This is a genomic window from Ramlibacter rhizophilus (genome assembly GCF_004681965.1).
GTDB classification, from domain to species: Bacteria; Pseudomonadota; Gammaproteobacteria; order Burkholderiales; family Burkholderiaceae_C; genus Ramlibacter; species Ramlibacter rhizophilus.
The window spans coordinates 25,936-37,540 of record NZ_SMLL01000007.1; the positions used below are offsets into that span (position 1 = coordinate 25,936).

Here is an 11,605-nt window from a genome sequence, read left to right on the forward strand (position 1 = left end):
GTTTCGCATATAAAACATGAGCGCACCGGCCCACGACTCGCTTTCCGACCGCCGCATTCTGGTCACGGGCGCTGCCCGGGGGCTGGGCGAGGCCTTTGCCCGCGCCTGCGTGGCTGCGGGGGCGACGGTGGTGCTCTCGGACGTGCTGCACGAGCAGGGCGCACAGGTGGCCGAGGCCTTGAACGCGCAGCGCGCCGGCTCGGCCCGCTACCTGCCCATGGACCTGTCCGACCCGGCCTCCGTGGCCCAGGGCGTGGCCCAGGCGGCCGAGGCGCTGGGCGGGCTGGACGGGCTGGTGAACAACGGCGCCATCACCAATTCCGGTGGCAAGCCCATGGGCGCGATCGAGGTCGCCACCTGGGACCGCGTGATGGACGTGAACGTGCGCGGCACCTGGCTGGCCACGCAGGCCGCGCAGCCCTGGCTCAAGGCCTCGGGCCGCGGGCGGGTGGTCAACATCGCCTCCGACACCGCCCTGTGGGGCGCGCCCAACCTCATGGCCTACGTCGCGAGCAAGGGCGCCGTCATCGCCATGACGCACGCCATGGCGCGCGAGCTGGGCGAGGACGGCATCACCGTCAACGCCATCGCGCCGGGCCTCACCCTGGTGGAGGCCACCGCGTACGTGCCCGAGGCGCGCCACGCCTACTACCAGAGCGGCCGGGCCATCCGCCGCCCGCAGGTGCCCGAGGACGTGGTCGGCCCGGTCCTGTTCCTGCTTTCCGATGCCGCCGCCTACGTCACCGGCCAGGTGCTGCCGGTCAATGGCGGCTTCGTCATGAAGTGATCCTTCCATCGCCCACCCCCTCATCGAAAAGGCTGTCCCCATGAACCAAGCCGCCAACGAACCCAAGTTCAACGAACTGGGCCTGCTGGACCCGCAGACCCCGCCCGAGCCGCAGATCCAGGCCACCATGCTGGCCCAGCCCGGCCAGAGCTTCGCCGACTGGATGGAAAGCCGCGTGGCCCGCAAGTCCACCCGCCGCTATGACTGGGACGCGCTCAAGTTCCAGGCCGACTTCGACCCCAAGTACCGCCGCGCCCAGATGCGCTACGTGGGCACCGGCGGCACCGGTGTGGCCAAGGACAGCAACACCGTGCCCGCGGGCCACTTCACCTTCTCGACCATGGTGATCCCGGCCGGCAACATCGGTCCCTCGCACATCCATTGGGACGTCGAAGAAATCTTCTTCGTCATGCGCGGCGCCATGAAGGTCGTGTGCGAGAAGGACGGCCAGCGCTGGGAAGCCGTGCTGGGCGAGCGGGACCTCATCTCCGTGCCGCCGGGCGTGTACCGCGAGGAGCACAACATCGGCGACGAGGACGCGCTCATGTGCGTGATGCTGGGCTCGCCCAAGCCCATCACGCCGGTCTATCCGCCCGATTCGCCGCTGACCAAGATCAAGCGCGAGCAGCGCTGAGAGGGTTGCAGAGCATGGCCACCTCCGAGCCCAACGATCTGCCGGCGCTGGCCGCGCGCCATCCGGCCCGCGAGCTCGCCACGGCGGGTGGCGTGGTGTCCTTCCGCGAGAGCGGCCAGGGCACGCCCGTGGTCGTGCTGCTGCACGGCATCGGCTCGGGTTCGGGCAGCTGGGTGCGCCAGCTCGATGCGCTCGCGTCGCAGGCGCGGGTGCTGGCCTGGGACGCACCCGGCTACGGCCGCAGCGCTGCGCTGCCCGCGCCCGAGCCGCGCGCCGAGGACTACGGCGCGCGCGTGTGGCAATGGCTGGACGCAGTGGGCCTGGGCGATGAGCGGGTCGTGCTGGTCGGGCACTCCCTGGGTGCGCTGATGGCCAGTGCGGCCACCCGTCTTGCGCCCTCGCGCGTGCGTCAGCTGGTGCTGCTCTCGCCCGCGCAGGGCTATGGGCAGGCCGAGGCCGAAGTGCGGGAGGCCAAGCGGCAGGACCGCCTGAACAACCTGCACACCCTCGGCCCGGCGGGCATGGCCGACAAGCGCGGTGCGGCCATGCTGTCCGCATCCGCCTCGCCGCAGATGGTGGCCTACGTGAAGTCCATCATGGCCCAGGTGCATCCGGGCGGCTACGAGCAGGCCACGCACATGCTGGCCGGCGCGCACCTGGCGGGCCTGCTGCAGGGCCTGCCCTGTCCCGGCCTGGTCGCCTGCGGCGACGCGGACGGCATCACCACCGCCGCCGCCAGCCGCGCGCTGGCCGAGCGCGCGGGCCTGCCCTACGCCTCGCTCGGCCCGGTGGGCCACGCCTGCGCCATCGAGGCCGCCGAGGCGGTGAATCGGCTGATCGCCGAGCGGGTGCGGGCATGAGCGCGCCGGGCCGCCCCAAGCGCTCATTCGCGGAGCACGTCGTGCGGAGGGTCGTCCAATGAGTGAAGACAACCGCTACCTGGTGCCGGGCCTGGCGCGCGGGCTGCAGCTTCTGACCTGCTTCAGCCGCAACGAGCCCCAGCTCACCGGCGCTGAGCTCGCGCGCCGGCTGGACCTGCCGCGCGCCTCGGTGTTCCGCCTGCTGCAGACGCTGGAGCAGACCGGCTTCGTCGAGCGCGTGCCGGACGCCGCGAGCTACCGCCTGGCCATCGGCGTGCTGCGCCTGGGCTTCGAGTACCTCGCCTCCATGGAGCTGACCGAGCTGGGGCGCCCGGTCATCGAGCAGCTTCGCACCGACACCGGCTACTCGGCCCACCTCGTGGTGCGCGACGGCCAGCAGGTGGTCTTCGTGGCCAAGGCAGTGGGGGCCAACGCCCTGTTCCATTCCATCCAGGTCGGCGCGCGCCTGCCCGCGCACGCCACCGTGCTCGGGCGCGTGCTGCTCTCGGGCCTCACCATGGCCGAGCTTTCGCAGCTCTATCCCGAATCGCCTCTGCCGGCCTACACGCCGCGCACGCCCACCACGCTGGCCGAGCTCAAGACGCTCATCGACGCGGACCGTGCCAAGGGCTGGGGCCTCAGCCAGGGCGGCTACGAGACCGGCATCACCACCCTGGCCGCGCCCGTGTTCAACGAGCAGCACGAGGTCGTTGCCGCCATCAGCATCACCGTGCCCTCGCAGCAGGTGCCGGCCGAGAAGGTCTCGGTGCTCGCGCCGCAGGTCATGCAGGCTGCCGCCACGCTCAGCGGCCTGCTCAGTCACATCTCCCACCCGAGCGGATCGACGCCGCCGACCAAGGCTCCCGCATGACGACTTCCACCGACAGCCGCATCACCGTCGGCGAACTGGCCGCGCGCTTCCTCGAAGCCTGCGGCGTGCGCGCCGCCTTCGGCGTGATCTCCATCCACAACATGCCCATCCTCGACGCCTTCCACCGGCGCGGGGAAGTCCGCTTCGTCTCCGCGCGCGGCGAGGCCGGCGCCTGCAACATGGCCGACGCCTATGCGCGCGTGACCGGCGGCCTGGGCGTGTGCGTCACCAGCACCGGCACGGGCTGCGGCAACGCCGCCGGCGCGATGGTCGAGGCCATGACCGCCGGCACGCCCCTGTTGCACCTGACCGGCCAGATCGAGTCGCCCTACCTGGACCGTGACCTCGGCTACATCCACGAGCATCCCGCGCAGCTGGCCATGCTGCAGGCCGTGGGCAAGGCGGCCTTTCGCATCCGCAACGCCGAGACCGCGCTGGCCACGCTGCGCGAGGCCGTGCGCCTTGCGTTCACGGCGCCCTGCGGGCCCGTGAGCATTGAGATCCCCATCGACATCCAGAAGCAGCTCCTGCCCCTGCCGGCGGACCTGCACCCGCTGGAACTCGCGCCCGTGCGGCCCGGCGCCAGCGCGCTCAACGGCCTGGCCGAGCGCCTGCGCGGCGCGCGCCGGCCGCTGCTGTGGCTGGGGGGCGGCGCACGCGGCGCGCGTGCGGCGGTGGAGCGCTTCCTGAAGATGGGCTGGGGCGTGGTCACCTCCGTGCAGGGCCGGGGCATCGTGCCCGAGGACCACCCGGCCAACCTCGGCTCCTACAACCTGCAGCCGCCGGCCGAGGCGCTCTACCAGAGCTGCGACGCCATGCTGGTGGTGGGCTCGCGCCTTCGCAGCAACGAGACCCTGAGCTACAAGCTCAAGCTGCCGCGCGCGCTGTACCGCATCGACGCCAACGCGCTGGCCCACAACCGCGGCTATGCCAGCGACTACTTCGTGCAGGGCGACGCCAGTGACACGCTCCATGCGCTGGCCGACCTGCTGGAAGGCCGCATGCAGGTGGACCCGGAACTGGTGGGCGACGTGCAGCGCGCCCGGGCCGAAGCGGCTGGAACGCTGGAAGCGGCGCTCGGGCCCTACGCCACGCTCAAGAACGAGATCGGCCGGCAGCTCGGCACCTCGATCTGGTGGGTGCGCGACATCACCCTGTCCAACAGCATGTGGGGCAACCGGGCCCCGGTGCTGGACCATCCACGCGCCGGCGTGCATGCCCTGGGCGGCGGCATCGGCCAGGGCCTGGCCATGGGCATCGGCACCGCCATCGCCGACGCCGTGCACGGGCTGGGCCGGCGCACCGTGGTGCTGGCGGGCGACGGCGGCTTCATGCTCAACGTGGGCGAACTGGCCTGCGCGGTGCAGGAGCGCGCGGACCTGCTCGTCATCCTGATGAACGACAGCCAGTACGGCGTCATCCGCAACATCCAGGACGACATCTACGGCGGGCGGCACTGCTACGTGGACCTGCACAACCCGGACTTCGAGCCCTTCTGCGCCAGCCTGGGAGTGCAGCACCTGAGCCTGCGCGATCCGGCCGATACGCGCGATGTGCTGGCCCGTGCCGCCACCCTGCGCGGCCCGGTGGTGGTGGAGGTGGACATGAAGCGCTGGGGGCCCTTCGCCGCCAAGTTCGCCGGTCCCATCCTCAAGAAAGATTGAAGAGGCTCCCAGCGATGCCACAGCAGCAGCTCACCCTCGTCGGCTTCGGCGCCATCGGCCGCTCGGTGCTGCAGCGCGCCGCACGCATCGACGGCCTGCGCATCACCCACATCGTCGTGCCGCAGGAGCACCAGGCCGCGGCGCGCGCCGCGGCGCCCGAGGGCGTCGAGATCTGCGCCGAGGTGCCGGCGCAGACACAGCTCGTGCTCGAATGCGCGGGCCACGCCGCGCTGGAGCAGCACGTGGTGCCCGCGCTCGCGCGCGGCATCGAATGCGCCGTGCTGTCCATCGGCGCGGTGGCCGAGCCCGGCATGCTCGAACGCCTGGAGGACGCCGCCCGCCGCGGCGACACGCAGGTGCACCTGCTCTCGGGCGCGATCGGCGGCGTGGACGCCCTGGCGGCCGCGCGCATCGCCGGCCTGGACGAGGTGCGCTACACCGGCCGCAAGCCGCCGGCGAGCTGGAAGGGAACGCCGGCCGAGACCGCCTTCGACCTCGCCTCGCTGCGCGAGCCCACCGTCATCCTGGACGGCAGCGCCCGCGAGGCCGCGCGCCTGTACCCCAAGAACGCCAACGTCGCCGCCACCATTGCCCTGGCCGGCCTCGGCCTGGACGCGACCCGCGTGCGCCTCGTGGCGGACCCGGGCGTCACCGAAAACATCCACGAGATCCACGTGCGCGGCGCCTTCGGCGAAATGGACATCACCATGCGCGGCAAGCCCCTCGAGGACAACCCCAAGACCTCCGCCCTCACGGTGCTGTCGGCCCTGCGATTCCTCGGCAACCGCGCCTGCACCGTCACGCTCTAGACGCCTCCGTGCCATGACCGACAAGCTCCAGACCCTGATCGCCGGCCGCTGGCGCGACGCGAGCGGCCCCGCCTACGAGACCGAGTACCCGCACGACGGCAGCGTCGTCGCGCGCCTGCATGCCGCCACCGCGGCCGACGTGGACGAGGCCGTGCAGGCCGCCGAGAAGGCGCGCCGCGAGGCGCCCTGGGCGGGCCTGAAGCGCCACGAACGCGCGGGCATCCTGCACCGCATCGCCGGCGGCATCCGCGCACGCGCCGAGGAACTCGCGCAGCTGCAGCGGCTGGACAACGGCAAGCCGATCAACGAGACCCGCGCGCTCGTGGCCAGTGCCGCCGGCACCTTCCAGTTCTTCGCGGCGGCCTGCGAGACCTGGGAAGACCAGCTCACGCCCGCGCGCGGCGACTACCTCACCATGAGCGTGCACGAGCCGCTCGGCGTGGTGGGCGCCATCACGCCCTGGAACTCACCCATCGCCAGCGAGGCGCAGAAGCTCGCACCGGCGCTGGCGGCCGGCTGTGCGGTGGTGTTCAAGCCGGCCGAGATCACGCCGCGCATGGCCATCGAGCTGGCGAAGATCGCCGAGGAAGCCGGCGTTCCGCCCGGCATCGTGAGCGTGCTGCCGGGCAAGGGCTCCATCGTGGGCGACGCGCTGGTCAAGCACCCGCTCGTCAAGCGCATCGCCTTCACCGGCGGCACCACGGTGGGCCTGGGCATCCAGCGCCTGGCCGCCGAGAAGCTCATGCCCACCTCGCTGGAACTGGGGGGCAAGTCACCCACCATCGTCTGCGCGGATGCGGACCTGGACCATGCGGTCAAGGGCGTGCTGTACGGGATCTTCAGCTCCTCGGGCGAGTCCTGCATCGCCGGCTCCCGCGCCTTCGTGCACGCCAGCGTGTACGAGGAGTTCAAGCGGCGGCTGCTCGCCGGCGTGGCGCAATTGCGCGTGGGCGACCCCGCGAGCGAACGCACGCAGATGGGGCCGCTGGTGAACCAGGGCCACCGCGCGAGCGTGGAGCGCTTCGTCGCGCTGGGGCGCGAGGAGGGCGGGCGCGTGCTGGCCGGCGGGCAACGTCCGGAGGGCGCGCCCTTCGCAAAGGGCAGCTACTACCTCCCTACGGTGTTCGAGGGCCTGCGCAACGACGCGCGCATGTGCCAGGAGGAGATCTTCGGCCCGGTGCTGGCGCTGCTGCCGTGGGAGGACGAAGCGGACCTGATCGCGCAGGCCAACGACAGCGTGTTCGGCCTGGCCTCGGGCATCTGGACCGGGGACTACCGCAGGGCCTGGCGCATCGGATCGGCGCTGCAGACGGGCACCGTCTGGGTCAACACCTACAAGGTCTTCTCGGTCAGCACGCCGTTCGGCGGCGTGAAGCAGAGTGGCACGGGGCGGGAGAAGGGTCGCCTGGGGATCCTGGAATACACGGCACAGAAGAGTTTCTATTGGGGGATGAACGAGGCGCCGCTGCCATGGGCGGATTGAGCACGGGGCTTGCTTGGCGATGGGCTTCGACAGGCTCAGCCCGAACGGGCGGGGGTGGTAGTCGATGCACCTTCAACCCGACCCCACGTGTCCCCGTTCGCCCTGAGCCTGTCGAAGGGCCCGCAACGATTCCCCACCCCCGTTCGTCCTGAGCCTGTCGAAGGGCCTGCAACGATCGCTCAACTACCGTTCGCCCTGAGCCTGTCGAAGGGCATCACCAACCCAACCCCCAGAACAACACCATGATCACCCGCCGCTTCCTCGCCCTCGCCGCCCTCGCCGTCGCCACCTCGACAGCCTTCGCCCAGCCCGCCAGCCGAATCATCATCGTCGCCCCCTTCCCCCCCGGCGGCCCCGTGGACACGCTCTCGCGCCTGCTCGCCGACGGCCTGCAGAAGAAGCAGGGCCGCACCGCGCTGGTGGAGAACGTGCCGGGCGGAGCCGGCAACATCGGGATCGACCGCGTCAAGCGCGCCAGGCCCGATGGCGACACGCTGCTGGTCATCCCTGCCGGCAACCTCACCATCAACCCCACGTTGATGCCGAACTTCCCCTTCGACATCCAGCGCGACTTCGTGCCCGTGACCATGCTGGCCACCGCACCCAATGTGCTGGTCGCCGGCCCGGGCGCGGGGGTGAAGAACGTGCAGGAGCTGCTCGCCCAGGCCAAGGCCAAGCCCGGCACGCTGTCCTACGCCTCGCCGGGCGTGGGCAGCGGCCTGCACCTGGCCGGCGAACTTTTCAAGCAGCAGACCGGCGCCGACATCCTTCACGTGCCCTACAAGGGCACGGGCCCCGCGCTCAACGACGTGCTGGGCGGCACGGTGCCGCTGATGTTCAGCAACCTGCCGGCCACGCTGGGCCACATCAAGAGCGGCAAGCTGGTGGCGCTGGGCGTGACCGACAAGCAGCGCACCTCGGTGGCGCCCGAGATCCCCACGCTGCTGGAGCAGGGCGTCAAGGGCGTGGAGGTCACCTCCTGGTATGGCCTGATGGCCCCGGCCGGCACGCCCGCCGAGGTGGCGGCGCGCCTGGCGAAGGACGCGCAGGACATCCTTTCCCAGCCCGCGGTGCGCGAGCAGCTCAAGGCGCAGGGCCTGCAGCCGGTCACCATGACGCCGGCCGAATACGCCGCGCACATCCAGGCCGAGACCGCCACCTGGGCCGGCATCCTCAAGAGCCGGAACATCAAGGCGGAGTAAGGCATGGCCGACGCGGATGCGCCCAACCCCAACGTGCTGCTCACCATCGTGCTCAAGCACCACGCCGGCCTGGTGCTCGACGAGGTGCAGGCCCGCCTGAAGGCCGCTGACTGGTGGGAGCGCTTTCCCGTCCCGGGCACGCGCGTGGTCTCGTGGACCGTGGCCATGGGCTTCGGCCAGATCGTCACGCTGGAAGTGCCGCCGCATCTGCTGGGCCAGGTGAACGTGGAGCTGGAGCGCTCGGCCTGGGGCGTGTTCCGGACCGAGGTCTATCCGAGCTACGACTTCGTGCCGGTGCGCGAGCGCATCAAGGAACGCGTGCGCCAGGGAGGCCAGTGAGGCCAATGAGGACGCCATGAGCAGCACCCCCGTCGCAAAGATCCGTTCGGCCCGCGTGCCGGACCTGCCCACCGCCTCCTGGACCAATGCCTTTCGCATCGGCCAGGAAGTGATCATGTCGGGCGCCACCGCGCACCCGGCCACCCGCGAGGCGGCCGCGCGGGGCGAGCCCCTGGGCGCCTACGAGCAGACCCTGCACGTGCTGGGCAAGCTGGAGGCGCTGGTGACGGCTGCCGGCGGCCACCGGCACAACATCGTCAAGACGGTGGTCTACATCACCGACATCGCGGACAAGGACGAGGTCGGCCGTGCGCGGCGCGACTTCTTCCGCGGCCACTATCCCTGCTCCACACTGGTGGCCGTGAGCGCGCTGGTGTTTCCCGAGCTGCGGGTGGAGGTCGATGCCTGGGCACGGCTGGACGTGGACCTGCGCGACGCACGGCCGCTGGACGGCGCCTGAAGGAAAAGCCATGGACCTGGGGATCGCGGGCCGCAAGGCCTTGGTGTGCGGGGCCAGTGCCGGCCTGGGCCTGGCCTGCGCGCGGGCGCTGGTGGCCGAGGGCGTGCACGTGGTGCTCGCGGCGCGCACGGAGGGACCGCTGCGCCTGGCCGCGTCCGACCTGGCGGTGCAGGGCGCAGGGAAGGTCGATTGGGTGGCCGCCGACGTCACCACCGCCGAAGGGCGCGCCAGGATCTTCGCCGCGCATGCCGACTTCGACATCCTGGTGACCAACGCCTCGGGCCCGCCGGCGGGCGACTTTCGCGACTGGTCGCGCGAGGACTGGATCGCCGCGGTGGATGCGAACATGCTCGCCCCCATCGAGCTGATCAAGGCCACGGTGGACGGCATGATGGCGCGCGGCTTCGGCCGCATCGTCAACCTCACCTCCAGCGCGGTGAAGTCGCCGCTGGAGATCCTGGGCCTGTCCAACGGCGCGCGCGCCGGCCTCACCGGTTTCGTGGCCGGCCTGGCGCGCAGCGTGGTGGCCCGGGGCGTGACCATCAACAACCTGCTGCCCGGCACCTTCGACACCGCGCGGCTGGCGAGCAACCAGGCCGCGCAGGCGCGGCGCGAAGGCATCAGCACCGAGGAGTTCCGCGCGCGCCGCCTGGCCAAGCACCCCGCCCGGCGCTTCGGCCAGCCCGACGAGCTGGGCAAGACCTGCGCCTTCCTGTGCAGCGTGCACGCGGGCTACATCAACGGGCAGAACGTGCTGATCGACGGGGGTTCATTCCCCGGCGTTTTCTGAGAGCTCCGAGGCGCGGACGGACTGCAGGCTGCGCTGGCGGACCTCCTCGATCAGGTGGGGCCGCAACTCCGCGTCGGATTCCTTGCGCACACGCGCCAGCCACTGCGCCAGCACGGCAGGCGCGGGCGGCGGGCCGTCGGGCGCGATGCGCTGCTCGATCTGCCAGGCCAGCAGGCGTTCGGGCCAGGACAGGCTCGTGGCGAGGTCCCAGGGATCGAGCCGCATGGACAAGCGAAGGCCCAGGTGCGCGGCCGCCATGTCCGGTGCGCGCGCGTGGCCGGTGCGCGCCTTGGTGTCGCAGGCGTGCAGCAGTTCTTCCATCTCCTCGTCCTCGTCGAGTTCGCCACCCCAGCGGCAGGCCAGCTCACCACGCAGCGCGAGCGGCAACTCGGGGGCGTTGGCCGCCGTGGCCAGCAACTGCTTTTCGGTGGGCGAGGGCACCGGTATGTCGCCGCACCGGTAACGTTCCACGTCGAGCTCGACCAGCAGGCAGACCAGCCGCTCCCGCTCGATGGGGGCGAGGCGCTGGCTGACCGTGAAGACGCGGCCGATTTCGTCGAACTCGGCATCGTTCTCGGGGAAGGCCAGGGCCTCCAGGGGGTACAGCGATTCGCCCGGCGACACGGTGGGGTGGGTCAGGAGCGTGTGCAGCATCAGCGCGAGGTCTGACGTGGACGGTGCGCCTGCCCCCGGGCCGTTGGATGCGCAAGCCCAAGCCTCCCGCACGGTCCGCATCAGCGCCATCCGCACTTCGCTGTGGATGTCCGGCGGCAGCACGGCCACGAGGAAGGCCGCCTTCATCGCGTCCGGGCCCTGCGCGAGGGCGCGCGCCAGGCTGCGCACGAGGGTGAGGTTGTCCTCGTCCACGAGGAAGCGAGCGGTCTGCAGCGGCTCCGCGAGCGGATGGCCCGCAATGACCATCGGGAACAACCGGCTCAGGTGCCAGCAGAGCGTGTCCGGGTCGGGTGTGGCCTTCGCGAGCGCCTGCGCCACCCGCCAGCAGGCCTGGCCCAGGGCATGCTCGTTCGCCCCTGGCGCCCTGATGGCCAGCAGCGCACGCAGCAGCATTTCGATCGGCCGCGGCACGCAGGTGGGTGGGCGCGTGTCGGCGACCCGTTCGCAGCCGCCCAGGAGGCCGCGCACGAGGGCGTCCAGCCGCGGGTTCTTCGCCGGGGCAAGGTTAAGCAGCCGCGGCGCGAGCGCGCGGAAGACGAGGCGCCGCGCGGCGTCGGCACGGCGTGGGGTGCGGGCGTGGGCCAGGCCGCGCGCGGCGAAGGTCCGCGCAGCGGCTTCGATGTCGTCGGGATCGTGGGCGCCGGTCAGGCAGAGGTCGACGAAGCGGTCGGCACGCTCCAGTCCCAGGTGCGCCGTGGCGCGGCCAAGTGCCGTTGCAGGCGCGGGCACGATGCGGCTCGCTGCATCCGGCACAGCGCGCCGCACGGGCCGTGCGGCGCCGCAGGCAAGCACGACGGGCCGCTCGCGCAGCTTGCGCTGCGGGGCAGGGGCGATCTGCGCGCCCAGGCCTTCGTGGACGGCGCGCGACGAGGGGATGGACGCGCGCGTGATGGCCACGTCGAGCGGGGGCGTGGCCGGCCGGTCGGCGAGGGAGGGTGAACGGGTGCGGGAGGCTGTGGGGAGCATGGGCGCTCTTTCGGAGGCGGAGTTGAAAGAGCGCCATTGGATCGGGCCGGCACGCCGGCCTCAAG

12 protein-coding genes are annotated in these 11,605 nt (G+C 71.7%); 11 read left to right on the forward strand and 1 reads right to left on the reverse strand.

Annotated features, from left to right (window positions below; genetic code table 11):
* Positions 1–16: 16 nt before the first annotated feature.
* The 11 genes from EZ242_RS17075 (at position 17) to EZ242_RS17125 (ending at position 9,899) form a co-directional block, all read left to right on the forward strand.
* On the forward strand, positions 17–787 hold the full coding sequence (locus tag EZ242_RS17075) for an SDR family oxidoreductase (RefSeq protein WP_135286411.1): 771 nt from the start codon (positions 17–19) through the stop codon (positions 785–787).
* Positions 788–914: 127 nt separating this feature from the next.
* Positions 915–1,421, forward strand: a complete 507-nt coding sequence (locus EZ242_RS17080; protein WP_135286713.1) for a cupin domain-containing protein — start codon at positions 915–917, stop codon at positions 1,419–1,421.
* 14 nt (positions 1,422–1,435) lie between these two features.
* On the forward strand, positions 1,436–2,281 hold the full coding sequence (locus EZ242_RS17085) for an alpha/beta fold hydrolase (protein ID WP_135286412.1): 846 nt from the start codon (positions 1,436–1,438) through the stop codon (positions 2,279–2,281).
* 58 nt (positions 2,282–2,339) lie between these two features.
* Complete coding sequence (locus tag EZ242_RS17090) at positions 2,340–3,152, forward strand: IclR family transcriptional regulator (protein WP_135286413.1); 813 nt, start codon at positions 2,340–2,342, stop codon at positions 3,150–3,152.
* A complete protein-coding gene (locus EZ242_RS17095) occupies positions 3,149–4,816 on the forward strand; it encodes a thiamine pyrophosphate-binding protein (protein WP_135286414.1) in 1,668 nt (555 codons plus the stop codon). Before EZ242_RS17090 ends, EZ242_RS17095 begins: the two co-directional genes overlap by 4 nt.
* 14 nt (positions 4,817–4,830) lie before the next feature.
* Positions 4,831–5,625: an aspartate dehydrogenase gene (locus EZ242_RS17100; RefSeq protein WP_135286415.1), complete on the forward strand. Its 795-nt coding sequence runs from the start codon at positions 4,831–4,833 to the stop codon at positions 5,623–5,625.
* Between the two features lie 13 nt (positions 5,626–5,638).
* Positions 5,639–7,108, forward strand: coding sequence for an aldehyde dehydrogenase (locus tag EZ242_RS17105; RefSeq protein ID WP_135286416.1), 1,470 nt, complete (start codon positions 5,639–5,641; stop codon positions 7,106–7,108).
* A gap of 242 nt (positions 7,109–7,350) precedes the next feature.
* Complete coding sequence (locus tag EZ242_RS17110) at positions 7,351–8,310, forward strand: Bug family tripartite tricarboxylate transporter substrate binding protein (RefSeq protein WP_135286417.1); 960 nt, start codon at positions 7,351–7,353, stop codon at positions 8,308–8,310.
* 3 nt (positions 8,311–8,313) lie between these two features.
* Positions 8,314–8,649: a hypothetical protein gene (locus tag EZ242_RS17115; protein ID WP_135286418.1), complete on the forward strand. Its 336-nt coding sequence runs from the start codon at positions 8,314–8,316 to the stop codon at positions 8,647–8,649.
* 16 nt (positions 8,650–8,665) lie between these two features.
* Positions 8,666–9,109 carry a RidA family protein gene (locus tag EZ242_RS17120; protein ID WP_135286419.1) on the forward strand — a complete coding sequence of 148 codons (444 nt, stop codon included), beginning with the start codon at positions 8,666–8,668 and terminating at the stop codon, positions 9,107–9,109.
* 10 nt (positions 9,110–9,119) lie between these two features.
* The gene (locus EZ242_RS17125; RefSeq protein ID WP_135286420.1) at positions 9,120–9,899 is read left to right on the forward strand and encodes an SDR family oxidoreductase; all 780 of its coding nucleotides are present in this window, start codon (positions 9,120–9,122) and stop codon (positions 9,897–9,899) included.
* Here the strand turns inward: EZ242_RS17125 and EZ242_RS17130 are convergent.
* On the reverse strand, positions 9,879–11,540 hold the full coding sequence (locus tag EZ242_RS17130; protein WP_135286421.1) for a hypothetical protein: 1,662 nt from the start codon (positions 11,538–11,540) through the stop codon (positions 9,879–9,881). The genes EZ242_RS17125 and EZ242_RS17130 overlap by 21 nt on opposite strands.
* Positions 11,541–11,605: the final 65 nt, after the last annotated feature.

Excerpts from the sequence above, each read along its gene's own strand:
- EZ242_RS17120 (WP_135286419.1), top strand. The coding sequence starts at position 8,666 with ATGAGCAGCACCCCCGTCGCAAAGATCCGTTCGGCCCGCGTGCCGGAC.
- EZ242_RS17090 (WP_135286413.1), top strand. The coding sequence starts at position 2,340 with ATGAGTGAAGACAACCGCTACCTGGTGCCGGGCCTGGCGCGCGGGCTG.
- EZ242_RS17080 (WP_135286713.1), top strand. The coding sequence starts at position 915 with ATGCTGGCCCAGCCCGGCCAGAGCTTCGCCGACTGGATGGAAAGCCGC.
- EZ242_RS17125 (WP_135286420.1), top strand. The coding sequence starts at position 9,120 with ATGGACCTGGGGATCGCGGGCCGCAAGGCCTTGGTGTGCGGGGCCAGT.
- EZ242_RS17130 (WP_135286421.1), bottom strand. The coding sequence starts at position 11,540 with ATGCTCCCCACAGCCTCCCGCACCCGTTCACCCTCCCTCGCCGACCGG.
- EZ242_RS17115 (WP_135286418.1), top strand. The coding sequence starts at position 8,314 with ATGGCCGACGCGGATGCGCCCAACCCCAACGTGCTGCTCACCATCGTG.
- EZ242_RS17105 (WP_135286416.1), top strand. The coding sequence starts at position 5,639 with ATGACCGACAAGCTCCAGACCCTGATCGCCGGCCGCTGGCGCGACGCG.
- EZ242_RS17075 (WP_135286411.1), top strand. The coding sequence starts at position 17 with ATGAGCGCACCGGCCCACGACTCGCTTTCCGACCGCCGCATTCTGGTC.
- EZ242_RS17110 (WP_135286417.1), top strand. The coding sequence starts at position 7,351 with ATGATCACCCGCCGCTTCCTCGCCCTCGCCGCCCTCGCCGTCGCCACC.
- EZ242_RS17095 (WP_135286414.1), top strand. The coding sequence starts at position 3,149 with ATGACGACTTCCACCGACAGCCGCATCACCGTCGGCGAACTGGCCGCG.
- EZ242_RS17085 (WP_135286412.1), top strand. The coding sequence starts at position 1,436 with ATGGCCACCTCCGAGCCCAACGATCTGCCGGCGCTGGCCGCGCGCCAT.
- EZ242_RS17100 (WP_135286415.1), top strand. The coding sequence starts at position 4,831 with ATGCCACAGCAGCAGCTCACCCTCGTCGGCTTCGGCGCCATCGGCCGC.